This window comes from Halomonas sp. WWR20 (genome assembly GCF_054602495.1).
This window is the reverse complement of record NZ_JBTRHR010000012.1, coordinates 1-26,579: the sequence shown is the minus strand read 5'-3', so window position 1 is coordinate 26,579 and position 26,579 is coordinate 1. Positions and strand designations below refer to the sequence as shown.

The 26,579-nt window shown below is 58.5% G+C and carries 25 protein-coding genes; 23 read left to right on the top strand and 2 right to left on the bottom strand.

Annotated elements, in window-relative coordinates; all coding sequences use genetic code 11:
- Nucleotides 1-69 precede the first annotated feature (69 nt).
- The 5 genes from ACW4DH_RS17345 to ACW4DH_RS17325 all read left to right on the top strand — a co-directional run bounded on the left by ACW4DH_RS17345 (nt 70) and on the right by ACW4DH_RS17325 (nt 3,959).
- Complete coding sequence (locus ACW4DH_RS17345) at nt 70-774, top strand: MgtC/SapB family protein (protein ID WP_459637659.1); 705 nt, start codon at nt 70-72, stop codon at nt 772-774.
- A 79-nt stretch (nt 775-853) separates the two neighbouring features.
- On the top strand, nt 854-2,035 hold the full coding sequence (locus ACW4DH_RS17340; RefSeq protein ID WP_459637658.1) for a multidrug effflux MFS transporter: 1,182 nt from the start codon (nt 854-856) through the stop codon (nt 2,033-2,035).
- A 76-nt stretch (nt 2,036-2,111) separates the two neighbouring features.
- The gene (locus ACW4DH_RS17335) at nt 2,112-2,402 is read left to right on the top strand and encodes a YciI family protein (RefSeq protein ID WP_459637657.1); all 291 of its coding nucleotides are present in this window, start codon (nt 2,112-2,114) and stop codon (nt 2,400-2,402) included.
- Nucleotides 2,403-2,462: 60 nt separating this feature from the next.
- Nucleotides 2,463-3,407, top strand: a complete 945-nt coding sequence (gene yegS, locus ACW4DH_RS17330; protein WP_459637656.1) for a lipid kinase YegS — start codon at nt 2,463-2,465, stop codon at nt 3,405-3,407.
- Between the two features lie 111 nt (nt 3,408-3,518).
- Nucleotides 3,519-3,959 carry a nucleoside deaminase gene (locus ACW4DH_RS17325; protein WP_459637655.1) on the top strand — a complete coding sequence of 147 codons (441 nt, stop codon included), beginning with the start codon at nt 3,519-3,521 and terminating at the stop codon, nt 3,957-3,959.
- Between the two features lie 167 nt (nt 3,960-4,126).
- Here the strand turns inward: ACW4DH_RS17325 and ACW4DH_RS17320 are convergent, their stop codons facing one another.
- Entirely contained in the window at nt 4,127-4,333 is a 207-nt protein-coding gene (locus ACW4DH_RS17320) for a cold-shock protein (protein ID WP_459637654.1), read from the bottom strand.
- A gap of 562 nt (nt 4,334-4,895) precedes the next feature.
- Here ACW4DH_RS17320 and ACW4DH_RS17315 point away from each other — a divergent pair.
- On the top strand, nt 4,896-5,318 hold the full coding sequence (locus tag ACW4DH_RS17315; protein ID WP_459637653.1) for an NINE protein: 423 nt from the start codon (nt 4,896-4,898) through the stop codon (nt 5,316-5,318).
- Nucleotides 5,319-5,404: 86 nt separating this feature from the next.
- Here the strand turns inward: ACW4DH_RS17315 and ACW4DH_RS17310 are convergent, their stop codons facing one another.
- Nucleotides 5,405-7,363 carry a transglycosylase SLT domain-containing protein gene (locus ACW4DH_RS17310; protein WP_459637652.1) on the bottom strand — a complete coding sequence of 653 codons (1,959 nt, stop codon included), beginning with the start codon at nt 7,361-7,363 and terminating at the stop codon, nt 5,405-5,407.
- Between the two features lie 148 nt (nt 7,364-7,511).
- Here ACW4DH_RS17310 and ACW4DH_RS17305 point away from each other — a divergent pair, with 148 nt between their 5' ends.
- From ACW4DH_RS17305 to ACW4DH_RS17225, 17 genes are all read left to right on the top strand, one after another.
- Nucleotides 7,512-7,853, top strand: a complete 342-nt coding sequence (locus ACW4DH_RS17305) for a YkvA family protein (RefSeq protein WP_459637651.1) — start codon at nt 7,512-7,514, stop codon at nt 7,851-7,853.
- Between the two features lie 75 nt (nt 7,854-7,928).
- On the top strand, nt 7,929-8,444 hold the full coding sequence (locus tag ACW4DH_RS17300) for a PaaI family thioesterase (RefSeq protein ID WP_459637650.1): 516 nt from the start codon (nt 7,929-7,931) through the stop codon (nt 8,442-8,444).
- Between the two features lie 2 nt (nt 8,445-8,446).
- Entirely contained in the window at nt 8,447-8,896 is a 450-nt protein-coding gene (locus ACW4DH_RS17295) for a PaaI family thioesterase (RefSeq protein ID WP_459637649.1), read from the top strand.
- An 85-nt stretch (nt 8,897-8,981) separates the two neighbouring features.
- Complete coding sequence (gene htpG, locus ACW4DH_RS17290; protein WP_459637648.1) at nt 8,982-10,886, top strand: molecular chaperone HtpG; 1,905 nt, start codon at nt 8,982-8,984, stop codon at nt 10,884-10,886.
- Nucleotides 10,887-11,014: 128 nt separating this feature from the next.
- Nucleotides 11,015-11,830, top strand: coding sequence for a protein bax (locus tag ACW4DH_RS17285; RefSeq protein WP_459637647.1), 816 nt, complete (start codon nt 11,015-11,017; stop codon nt 11,828-11,830).
- Between the two features lie 696 nt (nt 11,831-12,526).
- The gene (locus ACW4DH_RS17280) at nt 12,527-14,098 is read left to right on the top strand and encodes a Re/Si-specific NAD(P)(+) transhydrogenase subunit alpha (protein ID WP_459637646.1); all 1,572 of its coding nucleotides are present in this window, start codon (nt 12,527-12,529) and stop codon (nt 14,096-14,098) included.
- 16 nt (nt 14,099-14,114) lie between these two features.
- The gene (locus tag ACW4DH_RS17275) at nt 14,115-15,557 is read left to right on the top strand and encodes an NAD(P)(+) transhydrogenase (Re/Si-specific) subunit beta (RefSeq protein ID WP_459637645.1); all 1,443 of its coding nucleotides are present in this window, start codon (nt 14,115-14,117) and stop codon (nt 15,555-15,557) included.
- A gap of 130 nt (nt 15,558-15,687) precedes the next feature.
- On the top strand, nt 15,688-16,761 hold the full coding sequence (locus ACW4DH_RS17270; RefSeq protein ID WP_459637644.1) for an NAD(P)H-dependent glycerol-3-phosphate dehydrogenase: 1,074 nt from the start codon (nt 15,688-15,690) through the stop codon (nt 16,759-16,761).
- Nucleotides 16,758-17,240 carry a phosphohistidine phosphatase SixA gene (sixA, locus tag ACW4DH_RS17265; RefSeq protein ID WP_459637643.1) on the top strand — a complete coding sequence of 161 codons (483 nt, stop codon included), beginning with the start codon at nt 16,758-16,760 and terminating at the stop codon, nt 17,238-17,240. Before ACW4DH_RS17270 ends, sixA begins: the two co-directional genes overlap by 4 nt.
- 375 nt (nt 17,241-17,615) lie before the next feature.
- Nucleotides 17,616-18,533, top strand: coding sequence for a 5-dehydro-4-deoxyglucarate dehydratase (kdgD, locus tag ACW4DH_RS17260; protein ID WP_459637642.1), 918 nt, complete (start codon nt 17,616-17,618; stop codon nt 18,531-18,533).
- A 115-nt stretch (nt 18,534-18,648) separates the two neighbouring features.
- Complete coding sequence (locus tag ACW4DH_RS17255; protein ID WP_459637641.1) at nt 18,649-19,695, top strand: type 2 periplasmic-binding domain-containing protein; 1,047 nt, start codon at nt 18,649-18,651, stop codon at nt 19,693-19,695.
- 121 nt (nt 19,696-19,816) lie between these two features.
- A complete protein-coding gene (locus ACW4DH_RS17250) occupies nt 19,817-20,260 on the top strand; it encodes a tripartite tricarboxylate transporter TctB family protein (RefSeq protein ID WP_459637640.1) in 444 nt (147 codons plus the stop codon).
- Nucleotides 20,261-20,271: 11 nt separating this feature from the next.
- The gene (locus ACW4DH_RS17245; RefSeq protein ID WP_459637639.1) at nt 20,272-21,786 is read left to right on the top strand and encodes a tripartite tricarboxylate transporter permease; all 1,515 of its coding nucleotides are present in this window, start codon (nt 20,272-20,274) and stop codon (nt 21,784-21,786) included.
- A gap of 45 nt (nt 21,787-21,831) precedes the next feature.
- Nucleotides 21,832-23,400, top strand: coding sequence for a galactarate dehydratase (gene garD, locus ACW4DH_RS17240; RefSeq protein ID WP_459637638.1), 1,569 nt, complete (start codon nt 21,832-21,834; stop codon nt 23,398-23,400).
- Between the two features lie 41 nt (nt 23,401-23,441).
- Entirely contained in the window at nt 23,442-24,767 is a 1,326-nt protein-coding gene (locus ACW4DH_RS17235; RefSeq protein WP_459637637.1) for an enolase C-terminal domain-like protein, read from the top strand.
- Nucleotides 24,768-24,806: 39 nt separating this feature from the next.
- Nucleotides 24,807-25,562 (top strand): FadR/GntR family transcriptional regulator, encoded by a 756-nt coding sequence (locus ACW4DH_RS17230; RefSeq protein WP_459637636.1) that lies wholly within the window; start codon nt 24,807-24,809, stop codon nt 25,560-25,562.
- Nucleotides 25,563-25,638: 76 nt separating this feature from the next.
- Nucleotides 25,639-26,579, top strand: a 941-nt coding sequence (locus ACW4DH_RS17225) for an aldehyde dehydrogenase family protein (RefSeq protein ID WP_459637635.1), incomplete at its 3' end; no start/stop codon positions are given.

Genomic DNA, 26,579 nt, shown 5'->3' with positions numbered 1-26,579 from the left:
ACTCCTGCAAGAAGAGGCTGCGGCTGACTACGCTTAACACATTGGGCCATAGCGCAAGGAGGCGTGGATATGCTGGATATTTCGGCACCGCACTGGGAAATGATTCTGCATCTGGGCGCGGCGTGGTTGGCCGGAAGCCTGATCGGGCTGGAGCGCACCTATCATAGTCGGCCTGCGGGATTTCGCACTCATGCGCTGGTCTGCGTGGCCTCGGCACTGCTGATGATGGTTTCCAACTATCAGTGGATCTGGCTGGGCGAGAACTTTGCGGAAGAGGCCATCCGCACCGACCCGACCCGTATGGCGCAGGGCATCATGACCGGTATCGGCTTTCTCGGTGCCGGGGTGATCTTCAAGGAAGGCTTGACGGTGCGTGGCCTGACGACTGCAGCCTCGATCTGGGTCACCTCGGCGCTGGGCATCCTGTATGGGGTGGGATTTCTTTTCCCGGCAGTTTTCGTGACGGTTGTCACGCTACTCACATTGTCCTTGTTTCGCTTAGTGGAAAGTCGTATTCCCACTCAGACGTTTGCTCACCATGTGCTGCGCTTTCACCGTGATCAGGCATGGAGCGAAGCCAAGGTGCGCAATCTGATGGAAGAGCACGGATTCTTTATCACCGGTCTTGAATACCGTCTCGCCAGGGAGGGCGCGGTCTACGAATATAGTTTGGTGCTGAGAACCTATGAACGGGAGAACATTGCGCGGCTTGCCGAACATCTCAAGACCCTCGAAGGGTTGCTGGAGTACCGTCTGGCGCCGCGTGATGTATGAGGCGATAATTTGTCCGCTAATGCTTTGCATCCTGAAGGCCAGCCCGTAACCTAGCGGGTTTTCGGGCTCTGGAGTTTCCGTGTCTGTCTCTGTTCGTAATCCTTGGTTGCTGCCCTTGCTGGTGGGCTTCGTCATGCTATCGCCGCTGGCGATAGACATCTATTTGCCCTCATTGACCGCCATGGCAGTGGAGTTCGATCAACCCTTCGCGGCGTTGCAAGTGACCGTCACATTGTTTCTGCTCAGCGTCGGCGTAGGCCAGATACTGGTCGGGCCGTTGACGGATCGCTATGGCCGGCGCCCCGTGCTGTTGTGCGGCATCGGTATCTACGTACTAGGCGCACTGGTGGGAATGACGGCAGTCTCGTTGGGCCCGCTTTACCTGTCGAGGATATTACAGGGGGTGGGGGCCTGCGCCTGCGTGACGGTGGCCTTCGCCGCCGTGCGCGACTGTTTCACCGCAGAGCAGGGAGCCCGACTCTACAGCTATCTCAATGGCGCCCTGTGTGTCATCCCGGCGTTGGCGCCGGTCATTGGAGGTGCGCTGGCGGTGACGTTCGGCTGGCGCAGCAACTTCGCCTTCATGATGGGATTTGCCGCCTTGCTCGGTGGCGCGGCGGCCTGGCGGTTTACCGAGACCCGGCCGGCGCAGACCGTCAACCAACAGCGCCTGTATCACTGGCAGCGCTACCGTCCCGTGCTGAGCAGTATCCGCTTCGTCTATTTTGCCGGTCTCGCCGGTGTCATCATGTCGGCCATTTTAATGTATGTCTCGACCGCACCAGTGATTCTGGTGGAGCGCCTCGGACTGTCGGAGTTGGCCTTCGGCGCCTGGTTTGGGGCCAATGCCCTGCTTAACATTACCGCCTTCTTTCTGGCCCCGCGCGTGATTCACCGGTTTGGCCGGCAGCGTACCGTTCAGCTAGGCTTGCTGTTGGTGGTATTGTCGGGTCTTCTCCATGCGGGGATCGCGTTGACGCTGCCCTTGCATGTCGTGGGCTACATGGGACCGGTGGGAGTATTGTCGGTGGGCTTTTCCTTGGCGTTGGGGACCGCTTCAAGCCTGGCCCTGGAGCCGTTTCGCGATCGAGCCGGTACTGCCGCCGCCTTGTTGGGGGCCCTGCAGCTCGGCGGTGGCGCGTTGATTACGACATTACTGTTGATGACTTCCCTGACACCGCAGTGGGCGTTGGCGTTTATCGGTGTCGTATTGGTGGCTCCGCTGTTGCTGTTATCGCTGCGGGTCGACACCTGGCGTTGATCCGCACAAGGGGCTTGCTCCCTTGCCGTGCGCATGCAAGCTTGTTGAACAGCGATGTCGTTCATGAGGGTAGGGTATGTTTATCGTTTCGTTGGAATATGTGGTGGCGGCTGATGCTGTCGAGCCGTACCGCATGGCGCATATGGCCTGGGTGCGGGCCGGGTTTGAGCGGGGGGTGTTCATTGCTTCGGGCCGCAAGGAACCGCGTACTGGAGGCATTATTCTGGCCAGAATATCGTCGCGTAATCGGTTGAACGCTATTCTTGAAGAAGATCCGTTCATTGTCGCCGGGGTGGCACGCTACGACATTGTCGAGTTCATGCCGACGACGGTGGGGACCGGGTTCGAGGCGCTCAAAGGGCTCTGACACGATGTGTCGAATGGTGGGGCTACAAGGATTGCGTGATTACGCTAAGGACAGCCAAACATGACCGCAAATGGGGCGGATGCACGTCTGATTCTCAATGGTAAATCGGCGCAACAGCCGGAAATTCGCGAGGCCGTCGAGGCGCTGCGAGAGGCGGGTTTCACCATCGAAGTTCGAGTGACCTGGGAGCTGGGCGACGCGGCACGCTGGGCGTGTGAAGCCGCCGAAGCGGGGGTCGCGAGAGTCATTGCGGGCGGCGGCGATGGCACGGTCAACGAGATCGTCACCGGACTCATGCGTCTGCCTGCGTCACGCCGTCCAGCGCTGGGCATCCTCCCGCTGGGCAGCGCCAACGATTTTGCCAATGGGTTGACCCTGCCGCTCGAAGCGTTCGAGGCGCTGGAAACGGCCCTGCACTTGACGCCACGTATGGTCGATGTAGGCCGCCTCGAGGGGGATGCGTTCATCAATATGGTCTCCGGTGGCTTCGGTGCAGAAATCACTACCTCGACCCCGGTGGGGCTCAAACGCCTACTGGGGGGCGGGGCGTATTCGCTGATGGGAATGCTCAAGGCCTGGAATTATCGCCCTTACCATGGACACCTGCGCTGGCAGGAGGGCGAGAGTAGTGTGCCGCTATTCTTGCTGGCAGTGGGCAACGGTTGCCAAGCGGGGGGTGGACAGCAGCTTGCCCCGCTGGCAAGGCTTGACGATGGTCTGCTGGATATCCTTATCGTGCGTCACTTCAGCTCGCTACATGAAATGAAACAGGTGATCGATGAGCTCGAGAACCTGCCTGAAAGCGGTGAATTCGTACGTTATATCCAGTCACCCTGGCTGGAGTTCGCCAGCGAGGACCCGTTCCCGCTCAACCTCGATGGCGAGCCGCGAGAATACCTGCATTTTTTCGCCGAGCTTGAGCGCCATGCGCTTCCCCTTCTGGCGCCGGATCCTTGCCCGCTGTTAACCTCTCACGATTCTCTGCGGCTGATTACCGGACAGTAGTCGGCAACCACAACCAAGATGTCATCTGGCCCGTTGTAGGCCATCCGAGATGCTTGATCCTGTTTAAACGAGGGATTGTTCTGTTTGACTAATCACCAGAGGAGTGCAGTCATGGATTCGTTCATGCAAGCGGCCATCGAAGAAGCGCAGAAGGGGCTCGATGCCGGTGGCGTTCCTATTGGCTCCGTGCTGGTCTATAGGGGACAGATCATCGGGCGCGGCCATAACCAGCGCCAGCAGAAGGGGAGTGCGATTCTGCATGGTGAGATGGACGCTCTGGAAAATGCCGGTCGGCAACCGGCCTCGGTCTATCGCGAGTCGGTGCTGTATACCACGCTCTCGCCGTGCTCGATGTGCAGTGGAGCCATTCTGCTGTATGGCATCCCCCGCGTAGTAATCGGTGAAAACGCCACCTTCATGGGCGACGAAGCATTGCTGCGCTCGCGCGGCGTCGAACTGGAAGTGCTTGACGATACTGTCTGCCAGGATTTGATGGCCCGCTTCATCGCGCAACAGCCCGATGTCTGGAATGAGGACATTGGCGAGAGCTGAGCATCATGCAGGCCTGAGCGATGCCAGGACTAAGAGAAAGCCAGGACTAAGAGAAGCACCTGGGTAGGGGGCGCGAGAGATAAAAAAGCCCACCTGTTGGGTGGGCTTCCTCAGAGTCCGCAGGCATCGCCAGCGATCTCTATTTCAAGCGGTCGGTGCGTTCTGGCTTAGCTGACCAGCTTGATATTGGCGGCCTGAAGGCCTTTTTTACCCTGAGTGACTTCGAAGGAGACCTTCTGGCCGTCCTGCAGGGTCTTGAAGCCTTCAGCCTGGATCTCGGAGAAGTGCGCGAACAGGTCATCACCACCGTCGTCCGGAGAGATGAAACCGTAGCCTTTAGTATCGTTGAACCACTTGACAGTGCCAGTTGCCATTGTCGATTTCCTTAACTTGCATAATGATGTTGCCGGGCCACGTCCAAGGGGGATAGCCCGAAGTGCGTGGGTAAGACAAGGGGGGAATGCGCAAGGACATCGAAGGAATCGATAAACAGCTAACGACATTCTACCTGCAAACCAACGCAGCGGATAACGCACCACGCACCAGCTGACGTCAAGATGAATGGCAAGACGTCTTGGCAGATGATGCCCGCACATGCACATTAGATGGAAAAACGATGAACGTCCAGAATGTAAATCGTCATGCTGATGAAAGCGGCCGAGCGCTAGTTTGGCCCGATGTGGGGCGGCTCGGACATAGCGTGTCATCCTCAGTATTTCTCATATGAGGCGCACCGATTATCGTTAGCGCATGAAGGCGGTATGATCGGGGCAAGACAAGTCGGAACGCTCTCTCAAGGAACATTCGCACGAGTTGGGCGTCATCTAAACAGGGCGGAGCGCAACCGCGGCAGATGTTGCCATTTCTCGTCACATCGAGCCGATCACTGGCCGTCTCAGCGGCGACGATCAACATCAATAGAAAAGGAGCGGGTTTGTGTCCTACACCTCCGTTACAGCGAGCGACACTCATAGCAAGCTGGTGGGTTACTGCTTGTGGATCTTCGGCTTCACCGGTGCCCATCGTTTTTATTATGGAAAACCAGTGACCGGGACGATATGGTTTTTTACCTTCGGTCTGTTCGGGATTGGTTGGCTGATCGACCTGTTCCTGATACCCGGCATGGACCGGCAGGCCGATATGCGATTTCAGGCGGGGCCCGTCAATTACACGTTGGCCTGGGTGCTGCTGACTTTTCTGGGCGTGTTCGGCATTCACCGCATGTATATGGGCAAATGGCTGACGGGACTGCTTTACCTGCTAACCGGCGGATTGTTTCTCATCGGCGTGCTATATGATTTTTGGACGCTCAATGACCAGATTTCGCTACGGCACTCGAAGCGCGATATCTTCAGTTAAACCCATGTGACTGGCGTTGGCGCAGCGTTCCTGAAAGGACGAGCGGCCCCATGGAGGCCGCTCGCATAAGTCATTCTCGTGCCGGCTCAATTGCGTGCCAGTAGCGATGCATCGTAGCTGCCCGTGGTTTCGGCCTGCGACAGCATCGCGACATTTCGCGTGTCGCCATTCTTGGCCAGGCTCTCGAAAATGACCCGGTAGGTGAGCACGGCCTGTACGTAATCGCGAGTTTCACGGAAAGGGATGCTCTCCACGAAGAGATCGAATTCCTCCGGCGCTTCGCGCAGCCAACGATCGACGCGTCCCGGCCCGGCATTGTACGCCGCAGTGGCGGCAATCCGGTTACCTTGGTAACGGTCTAGCATCTCCTTGATATAGGTACTGCCCAGTTGAATATTGGTGCGCGGAACCAGCAAATCTGACGGGCCGGGGGCGGGAAGCCCCAGCGAGCGAGCGACCTGCCTGGCGGTCCCGGGCATCAACTGCATGAGCCCGCGGGCACCTACCGGCGACATGGCTTCGGGGTTGAAGGCGCTTTCACGGCGGGCAATGCCCATCAGCAGATAGGGATCGACACCGGCAGTAGCGCCCCAGGTAAGGAAACTGTCGCGATAGGCTGCAGGAAAGCGCCACTCCAGAGCATCCCATAGCTTGGCGGTAATGGTGGAGTGTACCGTCATGGCATACCAGCCGCGCTCCAGCGCATAGTTCGTCAGCGCCTTGGCTTCTTCTTTGCTGGCGCGAGCGACGGCGGCATACCATTCACTGCGTGCCAGGCCCGGTTCGCCGATGCGCATCAAGGCTTCGGCGCGCTGTACGGCCGGGGTCAAGGCGACCAGTTCGCGCTGCAGGGGGGTGAACGTCGCAGGAGTATGGTTCAGGTCATACGCTTGTCCGAGACGGTCGGCGGCGGCGAAACCAAAGAAACTGCGCTCATTCGCCGCGGCGGAGTAGGCTTTCTGGGCCGTCTGGGAATCGCCCAACTGTTCCAGAGCGCGTCCCAGCCAGTATTGCCAGTGAGCATCCTGGCGCGGGTCATCGGGCATTTGATGCACCCAGTGTATGACGTCCTGCCAGTCACGTTCGGCCAAGGCACGACGCACCCGCAGTTCGAGCAGGTCGCCATCGGCAAGGCGTGGCAGTGTCTCGTCGACCCAGCCCCGGTTGTTAGCGACCTCACGCACCATGGAGTAGAATGCCAGATCATGTTCGATGGCGTGACGCTGGTCGTCGCTGACCGGCACATGCGCCGCGATCTTGCGCCATGCCTCTAGCGCAGCCTCGGTATCAGCGCGGGTGAAACCGTACATGGCGGCGGCGAACATGGCTCCGCCACCTTTGCCGTCAGGGCCCACATTGACCGGCACTTGCGTGATGGCGGAATAATCCTTGCGTAGACGCTGCACGGCGTCGATACCGTCCTGCCATTGCTCGCCGAGTTGACGTCCGAGGTAGCTCATCAGGCCGCTTTCGCCGGACTCCCAGGCCAGCATCATGCGCTCCCAGATATCCTCGTGAGTGATCTCGCCGCGCGTGCGCAGCGTATCGAACAGCGCATCGCAGGCGTCGGGCTGCGACCGGCCCTTGAGCCAAAGCGCTCGACCGCCTTCTGCCGCGCGGGAGGGGGCTGCATCCAGCAGGGCGGTATAGTAATAGCATTGGCGGATAACCCCCGCGGGTTCACCGTCACTGATTGCCAGAAAGTCCGCAAAGCGCCCGGCGGCACCGAAACTCACCTGAGCCTGCCCGCGCATCCAATCACTCAGCGGCGAGTCCGCATAGCGTTCGATATAACTCTTGATTTCAGCGGTCGTGACGTGGGGAAGCCGAGACCGCAACTGATGGTATTCGACATAACCCGCGAGTATGTGATCTTCGATAGCGACCTGCTCGATACGTGCCCATTGATGGCTACGGGCGGCGGCCAAGGCCTGCTTCATGGCCTGATCGCCTGCCTCTAGGGCGAAGGCGCTATGGGTGAAGGGTAAGCTCAGTGTGCCGGCCAGCAACAGGGCTCGCCAGCGTTTTAGGTACAATTTCGACATGCCCCGGTCTCTCCTATGCTTGCCTGGCAAGTAGCGTATTTGTGCCATCCTCTCTTAAGCGGAGTGTCTTGAGTAGTGTCGTTGATAGGCGACAAATGTAGCTTGGCGTAAACCCGTTCCCGTTATGTCGTAAAGGAGTGTTGTCATCATGAAGTTATTTCGTCTATGGGGCGTGTGGTCGCGTCTGAAGCGGCGCGGGGGAGCGTTGATGAAAATCAGCCGAGCGCTGCGGGTATTTATACCGATGAGCCGCGATGTGCTGAGTGGACGTTATCGTCCGGTACCCTGGGCCGCCTTTTTCTGGATGCTGGCGTCGTTGAGCTACTTGGTCTTGCCTTTCGACCTGATTCCCGATGTGCTGTTGCTGCTGGGGCTTGTGGACGATGTGTTTATCGTGGGCTGGCTGCTGACCCGGGTAGATAATGCGCTGACCGATTATCGTCGTTGGAAGGGTATCGACACGCCTCCCGAGGTGGAGGACGGTACGTGATTCAGCTTTAAGCCCTGGTTGTGTCCGGCGGGTTGCCGGCCTATTGTGAACGTGAGTTTAAAACGAGAGTTCGAAATGACTGACGTTTCCTGTGCGACGAATGCTCGCACGCCTGACGCATGGCGTCAGGCTCTGTCCCGGTTCGTTCAGGTCATACCGCATACCCGTGAGCTTGGGCTTGAGGTGATTGAAGTCGCGCCTCCCATGGTGCACATGCGGCTGCCCTGGCACGATGATCTGCAGGGCGATTCCCGGCGCGGGCTAGTGCATGGTGGCGTGTTGTCGATGCTGCTGGACACGCTGTGCGGTAGTGCCGTGCTGTGTGGCCTGCCAACGCCGGAGGTGTGCCCGACGCTGGATCTGCGGGTCGACCACTTTCGCCCGGCCGTCCATGGGCATGATCTCTTCGGTGAGGCGCGAGTCGTGCATGTCACGACCTCGATGGTCTTCACCGAGGGCACGTTGTGGCAGGATGAAGGACGTCCGGTCGCCCGTGGCGTGGGAAATTTCGTGCGCCTGGGCGAGCGCAACACGCCGCCCGGCTTTGCCGCAGCATTGTTCGGCGACGGCGCTTCAGGGTCGGGGAGGTGAACATGCAGGAACCGACCAGCATGCAGGATTGGCTGCTGGAGATGCGCCAGGCGCGCAATCTCGAAGCGGTACTGGCGGATATGCCATATGCCCGGCGTATCGGCGTCAGCGCCGTCCATGATGCCCGAGGGTGGTGCTTCACCCTGGCGCCCAACGATCATAATGTCGGTAACGTCCTGCTGCAGGCCGTGCATGGTGGCGTGGTGGCGGCCTTCATGGAAACTGCTGCCACCTTGGATGCCATGCTCGCCGTGAAGACGGCCCGCCTGCCCAGGATCATCGATTTCTCCATCGACTATCTGCGTCCGGCGCGGCAAGTGCCCACCCATGCTCGCTGCGAGTTGTTGCGTGAGGGTAGCCGCATGGCCAACGTGCGTGTTCGAGCCTGGCAGGGGGAAGAGGAGACGCTGGTCGCGACGGCACGCATGCATTTTGTACTCGATGCGATCTAACCCCAGCCAAACGCTTGAAATCTCAACCGCGGGCCCCATATCGGAGGGCATCGTCAATTCCGACACAGCATGAGGGGCCCGCTAAATGACCACCGCCACCCATGAAGAGACTCTGGGGTTTCAGACCGAAGTCAAACAGCTATTGCACTTGATGATTCACTCCCTGTATTCCAACCGGGAGATCTTCCTGCGCGAGCTGATTTCCAATGCTGCCGATGCCTGCGACAAGCTGCGCTATGAAGCCCTCGATAATGATGCGCTTTATGAAGGGGACAGCGAGCTGCGCGTCGAGATCGAGCACGACGCCGAAGCCGGCACCGTCACCCTGCGTGATAACGGCATCGGCATGAGCCGCGAGGAAGTCGTCAAGAATCTGGGCACCATCGCGCGCTCCGGTACTGCCGAATTCCTCAAGCAGCTCTCCGGCGAGAAGCAGAAGGATGCCAAGCTGATCGGTCAGTTCGGGGTCGGTTTCTATTCCGGCTTCATCGTCGCCGACGAAATCACCGTGCGCACGCGCCGCGCCGGCCTGTCTGTCGAAGAGGGTGTGGAATGGCGCTCCAAGGGCGAAGGCGAGTTTACCGTGGCGGATGTCGACAAGCCGCAGCGGGGGACGGAAATCGTCCTGCATCTCAAGAGTGATGCCAAGGAGTTTGCCGACGATTATCGTCTGAAGTCGCTGGTACGCAAGTACTCCGACCACATCGAAGTGCCGGTGCGCATGCCCAAGACCGAAACCGCCAAGGATGATGACGGTAACGAAATCGAAGGCAGTGAAGTCGTCACTTGGGAGACCGTCAACGAGGCGCAGGCGCTATGGGTGCGTCCCAAGTCGGAGATTACCGACGAGGAGTACACGGCGTTCTACAAGCATGTCGCCCATGACTTCAGCGATCCGCTGGCCTGGAGCCACAACAAGGTCGAGGGCAAGCTCGAATATACCAGCCTGCTGTTCGTCCCCGGCCGTGCGCCGTTCGACCTGTATGAGCGAGATGGGGCACGCGGGCTGAAGCTTTATATACAGCGCGTGTTCATCATGGACGACGCCGAGCAGTTCCTGCCGCTGTATCTGCGCTTTATCAAAGGGGTGGTCGATACCAAGGACCTGTCGCTCAACGTCTCCCGCGAGCTGCTGCAGCAGGACCCGCAAGTCGACAAGATGAAGTCGGCGCTGACCAAGCGCGCCTTGGACATGCTCAAGAAGCTGGCCAAGGACAAGGAGAAGTATCAGACCTTCTGGAACACCTTCGGTAGCGTGCTGAAGGAAGGCCCGGCCGAGGATTTCGCCAACCGCGACAAGATCAGCGAACTGCTGCGCTTCTCCACGACTCACACCGACAGTGCCGTTCAGGACCAGTCGCTGGCCGATTACGTGGGGCGCATGAAGGAAGGTCAGCAGAAGATCTACTATATCGTCGCCGACAGCTTCAATGCGGCACGCCATAGCCCGCATCTGGAAATCTTCCGCAAGAAGGGCGTCGAGGTGCTGTTGCTCAGTGACCGTGTCGACGAATGGCTGATGAGCCATCTCAACGAGTTCGACGGCAAGGGCTTCGTCGATGTCGCCAAGGGTGAACTGGACCTGGGCGATATCGAGGGCGAGGAGGAGAAGAAGGCTCAGGAGGAGACCGCCAAGGCCAAGGAGGATCTGGTCAAGCGCGTCAAGGACGCTCTGGACGACGAGGTGCAGGAGGTCAAGATTACGCATCGCCTCACCGATTCCCCGGCCTGCGTAGTGCTGCCCGAGCATGAGATGGGCTTCCAGATGCGCCGGCTGATGGAGGCGGCAGGTCAGAAGCTGCCCGAGGTCAAGCCGATTCTTGAGCTCAATCCCGAGCATGCCTTGGTGGCGCGGCTCGAATCCGCGCCGGATGCCTCCTTCACCGATCTTGCACATATTCTGCTCGATCAGGCGATCATCGCCGAAGGTGGCCACCTTGAAGATCCTGCGGCGTACGTCAAGCGTCTTAACGGGCTGCTGACCGCTTAAGGCCAAACGGCACTCACCGAATCCGGCCGGCCCTTGTGGCCGGCCGTTTCGTTGGTGCGAACTTAATGCTACAGCTTTCGCTCACGAAGCTGATAATCTAGCCGATCCCAATGCATGGAGGGGTCGTGATGCCACGGCACTTTCTACCCGCCCGGCGATGGCGTGCACCGCTTGCCCTCGCCGTTATTTTGAGTCTCGGCGTCAGTTTCGCCCCGTTTCCGATGACGGCTCAAGCCGAACCCTCATCCGAAACCGTACGTGACCCCGAGTTCGTCGATATCGATCCGATCGAAGCGTTGCCCGACCTGCGCGGCGTTGCCGCCGGTCCTCAACGTAAGGCAGCCTTTCTCGAGCTGATCGTGCCCCTGGTCGAAGCCGAAAATGCCAGGATCGCCGCCGACCGGCAGTGGCTACTGGCGCTACGTGATCGCAAGGGCGCCTTGGACGAGACCGAACAGACGCGCCTCGCGAATATTTGTGACCGCTATGACCTCAAGTGCGATGAGGGCAAGGTCGATAACCGGCTACTACTGCGTGTCGATACCCTGCCTCTCGAGATGGTGGTCATCCAGGCGGTGGAGGAGTCGGGCTGGGGAACCTCGCGCTTCGCCCGCCAAGGCAACAACCTGTTCGGGCTACGCTGTTTCAGTCAGCATTGCGGTATCGGTCAGCAAGGCTCGTCGCGTCGCTACCAGAGCTTCGCGACGGTCCAGGAGAGTGTGCGGGCCTATCTACACAATCTGAATACTCATCGTGCCTATCAGAGTATGCGTAAACGTCGCGCCACCCTGGCCAGCGGCGGCAAGCCTGTCAACGCCGCGGACCTGATCCCGATGCTGGAAAGCTATTCGATCCGTGACGACTACTTCGACGTGCTGCTATCGCTACTGCGTACCAATGCACCACTGATTCGCTACCATAGCAGCGAAGACAGTCCCGCCTGATACGCTCTCCCGTCCCTTTGTTTTGTCAGTTGAGTTCTTGGCGCCAGCTTGATCGGGGCGCCATTATTTTCCTGATGGTGGCGACTCTTCCTGGCGAAGGTTATTGTCGTCCTTCAAGCTGAATCCTACGTCCCGACGGACCCGTCCTAGGTCCTATTGAATGGTTAGTGAATCTATGTCCTGCCCGGATATGTCCCGCGATTTATTATATTGTTACCGGTTCACTCGGGACACTTGCCTATACGTCTTTCCTCTAACATAAAGATAAGCTTATGACCGTCATAAGCTTTTCATGCTTATGTGATTTTCAATGAATTTTCCATAGCTGACAGTAGTTTATGCGTGTTTTTGGGTCATAAGCGAAGCGTTATGGTTAATATAACATGCTGTTTATGAATGAGTTTTTATAAAACTCGTCTTGACCTTTCGTCTGTTTTAGCAAAAGAATGATTTTCTTTCATTCCTGTAATAGTCAGTCGTGTTACTTGTATGGTGAATCGCATGGGAGCACGGGCGCGTCCTGCCAACGATCTGTTGGGTCGGTCAGACCAGGTCGCCAAGTCAGGTGCCGGATATAGGAACACCGCAATACCGCGATTTTTTGTAGACGAGGAGCGATAGGATGCAGAAGACAATGATGTCGGCGCGAAACGTTGCGCCTTTAAGCCACATGGATCGTTGCCAGGGGGACCTATCGTGAGGATCGGAGCACCCAAGGAGACGGCGCAGGGCGAGGCGCGCGTCGCGCTGACTCCCGAGAGCGCCCAGCATATCCAGAAACTGGGGCATGAATGCCTGGTGGAGTCCGGCGCGGGCGAGGCGGCAGGCTTTAATGACGAGGCTTATCGGGCGGCGGGTGTCACCGTTGTCGATACTGCCCAGGCTCTGTGGGATGCAGCCGAGGTCGTCATCAAGGTGCGCGAGCCCTCCGACGAGGAGGCCGGCCGCCTGCGTGAAGGTCAGACACTGATCTCGTTCTTCTGGCCGGCTCAGAACGAGGCATTGCTCGAGCAGTGCCGAGCCAAGAGCGCCAGTGTCATCGCCATGGATATGGTGCCGCGCATCTCGCGGGCGCAGAAAATGGACGCCCTGTCGAGTACCGCCAATATCGCCGGCTACCGCGCGGTGATCGAGGCAGGCAACCAGTTCGGGCGCTTCTTTACCGGCCAGGTCACCGCCGCCGGCAAGGTGCCGCCGGCCAAGGTGCTGATCGTCGGTGCAGGGGTGGCGGGTCTCGCGGCTATCGGTACCGCGACTAGCCTGGGGGCGGTGGTAAGAGCCTTCGACGTGCGTCCTGAAGTGGCCGAGCAGATCGAGTCGATGGGCGCCGAATTCCTGTTTCTCGATTTCGAGGACAGCCAGGACGGTTCGGCAAGCGGTGGCTATGCGGCACCATCGAGTCCCGAATTCCGCGAGAAGCAGTTGGCGCTGTTCCGCGAGCAGGCCCCCGAGGTGGATATCGTCATCACCACCGCGCTGATTCCGGGCAAGCCGGCACCCAAGCTGTGGCTCGAGGACATGGTCAAGGCCATGAAGCCCGGCTCGGTGATCGTCGACCTGGCCGCCGAGAAGGGCGGCAACTGCGATCTCACCGTGCCCGATGAGCGTGTCGTCACCGATAACGGGGTGATCGTGGTCGGCTATACCGATTTTCCTTCGCGTATGGCCACTCAGTCCTCGCTGCTCTATGCCACTAACATCCGCCACATGCTCACCGATCTCACGCCGGAGAAAGATGGCACGATCGTGCATGACATGGATGACGATGTCATTCGCGGCGCCACGGTGACCCATGCGGGAGAAATCACCTTTCCGCCACCGCCGCCCAAGGTGAAGGCCATTGCCTCCGCCAAACCCAAGGAGAAGGTCAAGGAACCCACGCCGGAAGAGAAAAAGGCCGCCGAGCACGCCGCCTTCATGGCCCAGACCAAGCGCCAGGTCACGCTGCTCGCGGTGGGCGGGGCATTGATGCTGTTGCTGGGGCAGGTGGCGCCGGCGTCGTTCATGCAGCACTTCATTGTCTTCGCCCTGGCTTGTTTCGTGGGGTTCCAGGTGATCTGGGGCGTGAGCCACTCGCTGCACACGCCGCTGATGGCGGTGACCAATGCCATCTCCGGAATCATCGTGCTGGGGGCGGTCCTGCAGATCGGGTCCGGCAGTTGGCTGGTGGGGCTGTTGGCGGGGATCTCGGTGCTGATCGCCACCATCAATATCGTGGGCGGCTTCCTGGTGACACGCCGGATGCTGGCCATGTTCCAGAAATCCTAAGCGGCGGAGACACGAAATGCTGAGTCAAGGGTTCGTATCTGCCGCGTCGATTGCGGCAAGTGTGCTGTTCATCCTCTCATTGGGAGGATTGAGTAATCAGGAGAAAGCCAAGCGTGCGGTGTGGTACGGCATCGTCGGCATGGCGGTGGCGGTCTTCTTCACCGCCTTCGGGCCGGGGATCGGCGGCTATTGGTGGATGATCCCGATGATGATCATCGGGGCGGTGATCGGGGCCTACCTGGCCAAGAAGGTCGACATGACCGAGATGCCGCAGCTGGTCGCAGCGCTTCACTCCTTCGTGGGGCTGGCCGCGGTGTTCGTAGGATTCAATGCCGATCTGGAGCGCCGCCGCGTGTTGGCCGCCCAGCTCATAGGGGACGCCGGCGAGGGGTTCTCCGCCTTCGCCGCCCTGGTGGCGCACAAGACGCCCGCCGAACTCACCTTCCTGCAGGTCGAAGTGGTGCTGGGCGTGTTCATCGGTGCAGTGACATTCACCGGCTCGGTGGTCGCCTTCGGCAAGCTCGCCGGTAAGATCAACGGCAAGCCACGCCAGCTGCCGGGAGGGCATTTGCTGAATGCCGCAGCCGCCGTGCTGGCGCTGTTGCTGGCGATCGCCTATCTCAACGGCGCCGGCTTCTGGACGCTGCTGCTGCTGGCGGCGCTGGCGTTCTTCATCGGCTATCACCTGATCATGGGCATCGGCGGGGCCGACATGCCGGTGGTGGTGTCAATGCTCAACAGTTACTCCGGCTGGGCGGCGGCGGCGATCGGCTTCACTCTCTCCAACGATCTGCTGATCGTCACCGGTGCCTTGGTGGGCTCCTCGGGTGCAATTCTCTCTTACATCATGTGCAAGGCGATGAATCGCAATTTCGTCAACGTGATTCTGGGCGGCTTCGGCGGCAGCACGGGGCCGGCCGCGGAGATCGAGGGCGAGCAGGTGGCCATCGATACCGCAGGAGTGGCCAGTGCGCTGAATGATGCCGATAGCGTGATTATCGTGCCGGGCTACGGCATGGCGGTGGCGCAGGCGCAGAATGCGGTGAGTGAGCTTACCCGTAAGCTGCGCGCCGCCGGCAAGAACGTGCGCTTCGGCATTCATCCGGTCGCCGGGCGCTTGCCGGGGCACATGAACGTACTACTGGCCGAGGCACGGGTGCCCTACGACATCGTGCTGGAGATGGACGAGATCAACGATGACTTCGCCGAGACCGACGTGGTGATCGTCATCGGCTCCAACGATATCGTCAATCCGGCGGCCCAGGAGGATCCCAATAGCCCTATCGCCGGCATGCCGGTACTCAAGGTCTGGGAGGCCAAGCAGGTGTTCGTCAGCAAGCGGGGGCAGGGGACCGGCTATTCGGGCATCGAGAATCCGCTGTTCTTCAAGGAGAATACACGGATGCTCTATGGCGACGCCAAGTCCAGTATCGACGCCCTGGTACCGTTGATCGATTGAATCATTGAGAGAGCGCCAGCTCCGGGCCGGACAGACCGGCTCGGAAGCTGGGGACAAGTACTTGCCAACGCCCCGTCAAGGGGCGTTATTCGTTACAATGATCCTATCATTCGGCACCTAGGAATCGAGCATGACTGAGGATCGTCTGCAAGTTGCGGTACTCGGCGGGGGAAGCTTCGGTACCGCCATCGCCAGCATCGCCGCCGATAATGGGGCGCGGGTGCGCCAGTGGTTGCGAGATCCCGCGCTGGTGGCACAAATCAACCATGAGCATCGCAACGGCCGTTATCTTCCCGATTACGCGATGAATCCTTCGGTATCCGCTTCCTGCGACATGCAGGCGGTGCTGGACGGGGCTGAACTCGTCTTTGTTGCCATTCCCTCCAAAGCGTTCGCTGGGGTAGTACGCCAGGCGCTGCCTTGGCTGAACGAGCGTCAGATACTGGTCAGCACTACCAAGGGCATTCAGGCCGAAGGTTTCAAGCTGATGAGCGAGATTCTTGTCGAGGAGACAGGATTTGCGCATATCGGTGTGCTGTCCGGTCCCAACCTGGCTTCCGAGATCGCACAGAAACAACTGACCGCCACGGTCGTCGCCAGCGACGATGCCTTGACCCGCGCCCGCGTCCAGACTGCGCTGGGCTGCGACTATTTTCGCGTTTACGCCAGTAACGACCGCTATGGAGTGGAGCTGGGCGGTGCGCTGAAGAACATCTATGCCATCGCCGCCGGCATGGCGGCGGCCCTGGGCATGGGCGAAAATACCCGCAGCATGCTGATGACCCGGGCACTGGCCGAGATGAGCCGCTTTGCCGTGGCGCTGGGGGCCAATCCCATGACCTTCATCGGCCTGGCCGGGGTGGGGGATCTCATCGTTACCTGCTCGTCCAGTCTGTCGCGCAACTACCGTGTAGGTTTTGCCTTGGGCGAGGGCAAGAGTCTGGAGACGGCCGTCGAGTCCCTCGGACAGGTCGCCGAAGGCGTCAATACGGTGAGTCTGGTGTGCGACAAGGCGCGCCGTGAAAAGATCTACATGCCGCTGGCCGAGGGGCTCTACCAAGTGCTGTTCAATGGCGTGCCGGCTCGCCGCATGGCGCAGATGCTGATGCAGAACGAACAGAGCAGCGATGTGGAATTCGTCCTGTCACGCGAGGACGTGGTCCAGGCCCGTCGGCTCGAGCCCGGCGCGGGGGCACCCGAATGACGCTGTTATTGATCATGCGCCATGGTGAGGCGGAGCACGGCTTTCCCGACGCCCAGCGCCGCCTGACTGCTAGGGGGGAAGAAGAGGTCGAGCGCATGGCACTCTGGTTGAGTTCGCGCCTCGACGTTTCGACGCGGCGGTCACTGTGCATTGCTGCGAGTCCCTTTGTACGGGCCCAGCAGACGGCGCGGCATATGGGCGAGGCGTTGGGAAAACGCATCGAAACGTTACCTCTCATCACCCCCGACGAGCCGGTAAAACCGGTAATCGACTGGCTGCAGGAACACGGCGATGGCACACCGTGGCTACTGGTCAGCCACATGCCGCTGGTAGGCAGTCTCGTCGGCCGGCTGGCCGATGGTGAGCACCGTGGCAGCCGTGCGATGGCCACGGCGACCGTCGCCATTTTGGAGGCTGACGTCTGGGCCGCCGGCTGCGCGCGACTGGTTGACTGGCAGACTCCCGCCGATATTTCCTGAGCCGAAGCGAGACCTTCCGTCATGGGTAGTTGGCGACGACTTCAAGCATGCCAACGCCAATGCTTTGCCAAAGGCGGCCTTCCTGAGGGCGATGGTCTTGAGCCGTTCGGTATGAGCACGAACGTGTAACGCTACCGACGGTGCGCCCTTACTGTTTCCCTTCCCATGGCTCGGAGTTTCCGGGCCTTTTCCATGCCATGCTCTTTCTCCCTATGTCGACTTTGGTCTACCGGACCAAAAGTCGAATTGTCGAACTTCGACAAGGTCATTACTTTGTATGTTGTATGATGTATTACAAATTCAGTGAGGCTAAACGGGTCTCTGGTGCGTTCAGGTAATGCGCGGTTACCAGCTTTCAGCAAGAGGAAGTGACTAGTGAATTTCACGAGAAGCGATGTCGTAAAAGCGGTCGGGGATGGCCTACTTTCATTTCCGATCACGGACTTCGACAGTAAGGGTGATTTCGATCCTGAAAGCTACCGCAAGCGTCTTGAGTGGTTTGCTAGCCATGACATTTCAGCGGTATTCGTTGCAGGGGGAACAGGTGAGTTCTTCAACCTGACACTGGATGAATACCGCGAGGTCGTCACCCTGGCCGTCGAGACGGTGGGCGGCAAGCTACCGGTCATTGCCAGCGCCGGGCTGAGTATCGGCGCCGGACAGGCTTACGCCAAGATTGCCGAGGAAGCCGGCGCCGATGGCATCCTGCTGATGCCTCCCTACCTGACCGAGTGCCCCCAGGATGGTCTGGTCGACTATGCGCGCCAGATCTGCGACTCGACCTCGATTAATGTGATCTATTACAACCGCGGCAACGGCGTGCTCGAGGCCGACGCGGTCCAGAAGCTCGCCGATGCCTGCCCCAACTTGATCGGTCTTAAGGACGGCAAGGGTGACATCCAACTGCTCAACAAGATCATCAAGACCGTGGGCGATCGCCTGGTCTACGTGGGCGGGGTCCCGACCGCGGAAATCTTCGCCGAAGCGTATCTCTCCATTGGCGTGAATACCTATTCTTCGGCGGTGTTCAACTTCGTGCCGGAGATGGCGGTGACGTTCTACAAGGCGCTGCGCCAGGGCGATTCGGCTACCGTCAAGAAAATCACCAATGAATTCTTCATTCCCTTCGTCAATTTGCGTGATAACAAAAAAGGTTACGCAGTGAGTTTGATAAAAGAAGGTGCTGACATTATCGGCAGGCCAGGAGGTGATGTCCGCGCTCCCCTGACCATGCCGAATGCCGATGAGCGGAGCCTGCTGGAACAGCTCATCGGTACTGCGAAAAGCTTATAAGGCAGGTTCGACGTAGATTTCCTATGGCAGGTCACGTCAATCAGAAAGGCATTGATGAAACGACTCTAAAGATAACTAGTAAGGCCTTACAACGCCAAGCCAAGAAGGACGCTCTATGAAAATCATGACAAATCACTTTCGAAAGCTTTTCTGTGCTGTCGCGATCGCAAGCGCTTCTACAGCGAGTTTCGCTGCAGACTGTCCCATCCCGGGTAATCTGAGAGTCGTCATCGGATCGACATCGACCGGCGGTGACACCTACCAGAACTCAAGTATCGTAGCCGATCACTTGGCAGAGAAACTGGATATCAATGCCAAGGTGGATGCTGTCGGTGCCATGGCAGGCTTTCGTGCCCTGGATCGGAGTCGGCGGGGCAATACCGTCATGATCTTCCATGACCAAGCCTATCTGGGAAATCTCTATGGCGTGAAAGGTTATGAGAATATTTTCGAGAAATATATTGTCGGCCCCACGGTGGCGATAAACCCAGGTAACGCCTATCTGGTGCCGAAGGATTCTCCTTACCAAACAATTGAAGACATCATAGCGGCTGCTGGTGAAGGCAAGACCATCCGTGTGGCCATTCAGCCTGGTGGCGTGTCGGAGATCGGGTTCAGTGCGCTTAAGAATGCCGTAAGAATTGAACATGCCGGTAAGGAAGACAATGTCGTCGCAGTCAATACTGGCTCTCAGTCGGACAAGAATCAGTTGCTGTTCGATGGCATGGCTGACGTCATCAACGGAACGGTACAAGCCAATGAGCAATACACAAGGCTGCCTGCTGAAGATCAGAAAGCGATGCGCTTCGTTTGGCTGACGGCTCGTAATGAAACCATACAGCAAACTAATGAAGAAGGGCTGGGTAAGACTTTACGTGAAGAGCTGCTTCAGTATGTGGCGCCTAACGTGACGGTGACCCAGGACGGTTCTAAAAACTTCACCTTCGATAAGGAATTCTTCTTCCTGTACAACAAGAACACCGATCCTGAAGTTGTGAGCTGTATCGATAATGCCCTCGAAGAAATATATGCAGAAGGCGAAATCCAAAAGCAGCAGAAAAAATCTTTCTTTATTCCTGATTTCAAGCCTTCGGAAGAGGCGCAAGCTTACCTGAAGGATAAGCGAGACCAATACCAAGAAATCATCGAAAATATTAGATGATAGGGCCCGGCACGATATAGAGGTCGTCCTGTGTCGTGCCGGATTTTCTGGCCGGGCTCATGAGTATGCACCCACTGTCGATGAGCAGACTTCAATTTTACGAGATATAAGTGGGGTTCATATGGAAGATGGTTTCCTGTCACTGTTTGATGTTTCTATAAACTTCGAGCAGTCTCATCTTTTCTTTCCAAGGATTATAACCTGGCTAATGCTGGGGTTGCTGGCTTTAATCCTGGTGAGCCGCAGCAAGAAAATTATGCCTGGCCTAAGGCAAGCAGGGCGTGCAGTCTTTTATCAAGAAAACGGATTCGACCGGCAACGTTTCTTTGGAACCATTGCCTTGATCGTTGCCTATTTCTATCTCATGGGTGTGGTCGGCAATATCTTCCCCAATACAGGTTATGGATTCCTTTTGGTCTCGATGCCGTTCATCTTTTCTCTATCGACGTTATATGTCGATGAAAGATCCCGACGCAACATGACTATTATTGCAGTAACTGCTCTCATCGCGCCCGGACTGTCTTGGTATGTGCTTTCCGAGCTGTTCCGTATCACACTACCTTGATGACAGAGTAAATGACTATGGAATTTCTGTCGGACCTCAGCCCAATGTTTTTCCTGCTGATTGCGGCCGGTGCCCTGATAGGGGTTATATTCGGGGCGATCCCGGGCATGACAGCCACCATGGCGGTCGCTGTATGTCTACCTTTGACGTATGCGCTAGATCTTAACAATGGCTTGGCCCTGCTCCTTGGACTGTATGTGGGGGGGATCTCCGGCGGGATGGTGCCGGCAGTGCTCCTGAACATACCGGGCACTCCATCATCGATAACGACAACCTTCGATGGTTACCCCATGGCCAAGAGAGGGGAAGGCGAGCGAGCGCTGAAAATCAGTATCGTTGCCTCTCTCTTTGGTGGGCTCTTTAGTGCCGCTGTACTTTTTTACTTCGCACCGGTACTTGCCGATTTCGCGATCAAGTTCTCATATGTCGAAAAGTTCCTGATTATCTTCCTGGCGCTGACCGTCATCGCCTCGCTGACCAAGAATATGCTTATGGGGATTTTTAGTGGAGTGCTTGGTGTTTGGTTGAGCCTTATCGGAACCTATGAAATCGCTGACGGGGGGAATGGCGAAACCCGGTTGATGTTCGATTTCATGGAATATTATCTCATCAGCGGCTTCTCGCTGCTGCCGGTGCTGATCGGTATTTTTGGTATAACCACGATACTGCAGGATGCAGAGAAGGGGTTCAAGGGGGATGCTGCCAGCCCTACCATCAAGTTAACCAAAGGATCCCGTTTTTCCCTCGGTGTCTTCAAGGGCCAACTGGTCAATTTAGTGCGCTCTTCTTCGATTGGGACATTTATTGGAATGCTCCCAGGCGTGGGTGGCAGCGCAGCCTCGGTATTGGCCTATAGCCAAGAGAAAAACTTCTCCCGCGATTCCTCCCAGATGGGTAATGGAGCGCCCCAAGGGCTTGTGGCATCTGAATCTTCCAATAATGCATTAACGGGCGGAGCCTTGGTTCCCTTGCTGTCACTCGGTATTCCTGGGGACTCGACAACGGCAATCCTGATCGGGGCATTCACTCTGCAAGGAATACAGGTGGGGCCGCTGTTCATCGGCGATAATATCGATACGTGGTATATCATGATCGCCGCCTTGGTCGTTGCCAATTTCTTGATGTTCGGCATCATGTTTTATGCCATTAAATATATCGCCAAGGTCATCGAGGTGCCCAAGCATCTCCTTTATCCGATCATCGTCATGATGTGTGTGGTAGGAGCATATGCGATCAATTACGGAATTATGTTCGATGTCTGGACATTACTGATTTTCGGTGTTTTTGGTTATATCGCCACCAAGGTGGGTATTGAAATTGTACCGTTGATCATTGGCTTCATTCTTGGCAAGTCTGCTGAAATATATTTCGTGAAAAGCATCGAGTCATACGGCAACTTATCCATCTTTTTCACGAAAAGCCCTATCGCTGTCTTCCTCTGGCTGTTAATCGCACTTTCGTTGGCTTTCGCGATCTTCCTGAAGGTTCGGGCTAAGCGCAAAGAAGATTTGGTCTCCTCTAACTAGACAGCAATTAGAGGCTGAAGCAATGAATATAGGGGAGAACATTGTATGAATAATATTCAAGCAAGCCACCGAGTCATCAAGGTGCATGACAAGGATAACGTGGCGATCGTCGTGGAGCGGGGTGGCCTGGCTGAGGGCACGCATCTTCAGGATGGCACGGTTCTCGAGGTCGCTATCCCCCAAGGGCATAAGGTGGCTCTGTCGCCTATCGCCAATGGCAGTCCCATTATCCGCTATGGGGAAGTCATCGGTACTGCGATGGGCGATATTCCCCGAGGCGGTCACGTCAATGAAAATAACGTGAAGCTGCCCCAGGCCCCGGCACTGCAGGACATGCCTTTGGCGACTCGATCCGCACCGGAAACGGAGACGCTCGAAGGATACACTTTCGAAGGTTTTCGCAATCCCGATGGTTCGGTAGGCACCAAGAATGTCCTGGGCATTACGACCAGTGTGCAGTGTGTCGCGGGCACTACGGACTACGTGGTTCGGCGTATCAAGAGTGAGCTGCTACCTCACTACCCCAATGTCGACGATGTCGTGGCGCTCAACCACACCTATGGGTGTGGTGTGGCCATCAATGCGCCTGCCGCGATCGTTCCGATCCGCACGCTGAAGAACATCACCCTGAACCCCAACTTCGGCGGTGAGGTTATGGTCATCGGACTGGGCTGTGAGAAGCTGCAGCCCTCCACACTGGTATCCGATCAGCCGGTAAAGATCTACGAGAATACTGAAGCGGCGGATCCCGAGGCGAATATCTTGAGCCTGCAGGACGAAAGCTTCTCGGGCTTCGAAGACATGGTCGACGGCATTCTGGCCATGGCAAAGCACCATCTCGAGAAGCTGAACCGCCGGCGGCGTGAGACCTGCCCAGCCTCGGAACTTGTCGTGGGCATGCAGTGTGGTGGCAGCGACGCCTTCTCCGGTGTGACCGCCAACCCTGCCGTGGGGTTCGCGACCGACCTGATCGTGCGTGCCGGTGGCAGTGTGATGTTCTCCGAAGTGACGGAGGTTCGCGATGCCATTCATTTGCTGACGCCGCGTGCTGTAGATAAGGAGACCGGGCAGGCACTGCTGGAGCAGATGGCCTGGTACGACGATTACCTTGAGCAGGGGCAGGCGGATCGCAGCGCGAATCCCTCGCCGGGCAACAAGCGCGGTGGCTTGAGCAATGTCGTGGAAAAAGCGCTGGGCTCCATCATCAAGTCCGGCAACAGTTCCATCGTCGATGTCATCGGCCCGGGAGAGCGGATCCGCAAGCGAGGCCTCACTTTCGCCGCGACGCCAGCAAGCGATTTCATCTGCGGCACGTTGCAACTCGCCGCAGGCATGAACCTCCAGGTCTTTACGACAGGGCGGGGGACACCGTACGGCTTGCCCATGGTGCCGGTCATAAAGGTTGCCACCAACTCGGCACTGAGCCAGCGCTGGCATGACATCATCGATCTGGATGCGGGGCGCATCGCCACTGGTGAGGCCAGCATCGAGGATGTTGGCTGGGAATTGTTTCACCTGATTCTGGATGTGGCGAGTGGCAAAAAACTCGCGGCAGCCGATCGCCTGGGCCTGCACAACGATCTCGTTCTGTTCAACCCGGCGCCCGTTACCTGAGTCATCTCTTCGAAGCCAACTTTCTTATTAGGAATGAAGCCATGTTCCCGACCATTAAAAGTATGCGTGTGGTGCCGGTTGCCGGTTATGACGGTTTCCTCCTCAACCTGAGCGGTGGGCATGCCCCCTGGTTTGTACGTTGCGTGGTGATCCTGGAAGACAATGACGGCAACCAGGGGGTAGGTGAGATTCCTTCCAGCGAAGGCATTCTCAAGGGATTGGAACAGTGTCGCACCCTGGTGAAAGGTTCGGCCGTCAACGACGTCAAGCGTACCCTCAACCGTTGTCGTTTGCTGCTGGCAGGCAACGGCCGCGAAGAGCGGGGGCGCCAGACCTTCGACCTGCGTGTCGGCGTGCATGTCCTGACTGCCATCGAGTCGGCACTGTTCGACCTGTTCGGCCAGGCCATGAACATGCCGGTCGCCGATCTGCTGGGGCAGTTCGGGCGTCAGCGCGACGAGGTCGAGGCGCTGGGTTACCTGTTTTTGCTTGGCGATCCCGACAAGACCGACTTGCCGTATCTCAAGTCCAACAATCCTCAGGATACCTGGGATGAAGTGCGCTACCGCGAGGCCGTCACGCCGGAGGCCGTCGCCAATCTGGCCAAGGCAGCCTATGAGCGCTATGGCTTCAAGGATTTCAAGCTCAAGGGCGGCGTCCTGCGCGGTGAGGAAGAGGCGGACTGCATCCGCGCGCTGCATGAGGCCTTTCCCGAAGCGCGTCTGACCCTCGACCCCAATGGGGCCTGGACGCTGGACGAGGCGGTGCGCGTATTGACGCCGATTCGCGACCTGTTGAGCTACGCCGAGGACCCGTGCGGTCAGGAAGAGAGCTACTCCGGTCGCGAGACCATGGCCGAGTTCAAGAAGCGCACCGGCTTGGCGACGGCGACCAACATGATCGCTACCGACTTCAAGCAGTTGCAGTACGCGGTACAGCTCAATGCGGTAGATATCCCGCTGGCCGATTGCCATTTCTGGACCATGCAGGGCGCCGTCATGGTGGGTGAACTGTGCAACGAGTGGGGCATGACCTGGGGCTCGCACAGCAACAATCACTTCGACGTCTCGTTGGCGATGATGACCCATGTCGCCGCCGCTTGCCCGGGAGAGATCACCGCTATCGACACCCACTGGATCTGGCAGGACGGCCAGCGCATCACCAAAGAGCCGTTCCAGATCCGTGACGGCAAGCTGCGCGTACCCGACGCACCCGGTCTCGGCGTGGAACTGGATATGGGCAAGCTCGAAGAGGCTCATGCTCTCTCCAAGAGCCTGGACGTCACTCAACGTAACGATGCCATGGCCATGCAATATCTCATTCCCAACTGGGCGTTCGATCCCAAGAAGCCAGCACTGGTGCGGTAAACTAGCGTGATTTGCTGACAACTTTGTAAGGAAATGCTCATGGCAGGCAAAACCGATGTGCTGGCGAATGTGGCAGAGCTCAATGTACAGAGGCTCCCCTACGCGGGCAGCCTGTCACTGCATGTTGCTGACCAGTTGGAGAGCCTGATTACCAGCGGCAGTATCGTCGCGGGCCAGAAGCTGCCGACCGAAAATGGTCTATGCGAATCCTTTGGCGTGAGCCGTACCGTCATTCGCGAGGCGATCGCTCATCTTAAATCGCTTGGCCTGGTGGAGACTCGACGTGGTGTAGGGACGACGGTCATTCGCAATTCGACGGTGGAGGCGATGCCGGCCAAGAAAATCAATCCGACCACGGTTGAAGACATTCTTCATGGGTTGGAACTGCGTTTGACCCTTGAGCCGGCAACCGCCGAGCTGGCGGCGCTGCGTCATGATGACGGCGACCGGCGCATCCTGCACGAAAAGCACGAGGCATTCGTCCGCGCACGTGCCGAAAGCTCTCAGGCGCGTATTGAAGATTATGAATTTCACTACGCCATCGCCTCGGCGACTCATAATCCTTTTTTCAAGTCGTTCTACGCACAACTGAGCCAGAGCGTCATTCCACGCGCCAAGCTGATGAGCATCGAGATCAACACCTCGGCGACCGACAAGTATCTGGCCCGGGTCGAGGAGGAGCATGCCTATATTCTCGAGGCGATCTTGACCCGGGATGCCGAGGCGGCCCGAGAGATGATGTATCAGCATCTCAACCGCGCCAGAAACATGTATGCGCAGTATCAGGAATCCTAGTATCCGTAATCCTGACAACCCCGAATCCTCGCCACGATGGGCCGCTTTCCGGCCCGAGCAAACTCAGGAGGACATCATGACATTGGAAGGCAAACTACTCATCGGCCAGCAGGCCATCCCCGGCACTAGCGCCGCCATTCACGCCGTCAATCCGGCCACCGGCGAACCGCTCGAACCGGCTTATGCCGGTGGCAGCGCCGATGAGGTGGAGGGGGCCGCGCAGCTCGCCTGGGACGCCTTCGATACCTACCGCGAGACCTCGCTCGAGGATCGCGCAATGTTTCTCGAAACCGTGGCCAGCGAGATCGAGGCCATCGGCGACGATCTGATCCAGCGTGCCGTAGCCGAGACCGGCCTGCCCCAGGGCCGTATCGAAGGTGAGCGCGGGCGGACCTGCGGCCAACTGCGTCTGTTCGCCAACGTGGTGCGCGCCGGCGAATGGCTCGACGTGCGTATCGACCCGGCGATGCCCGAGCGCCAGCCGCTGCCGCGCGCCGACCTGCGCCAGCGTCACATCGCGCTGGGCCCTGTGGCGGTGTTCGGCGCCAGCAACTTCCCGCTGGCCTTCTCCGTGGCCGGCGGCGATACCGCTTCGGCACTCGCCGCGGGCTGCCCGATGATCGTCAAGGCGCACTCCGCCCACCCCGGCACCTCCGAGCTGGTCGGCCGCGCGGTGCAGAAGGCGGTGACCAAGTGCGGCCTGCCGGAAGGCGTATTCTCCGTGCTGTTCGGCTCCGGCCGGGAAGTCGGCGCGGCGCTGGTCGCCGATCATCGCATCAAGGCGGTGGGCTTCACCGGCTCGCGCAGCGGCGGCACCGCACTGATGAAGATCGCCCAGCAACGCAAGGAGCCGATCCCGGTCTACGCCGAGATGAGCTCGATCAACCCGGTATTCCCGTTGCCGGCCGCGCTCAAGGAGCGTGGCGAGGCCATGGCCGAGGGCTTCGTGGCCTCGCTCAACATGGGCGCCGGCCAGTTCTGCACCAATCCGGGCCTGGTGATCGCCGAGAAGGGCGA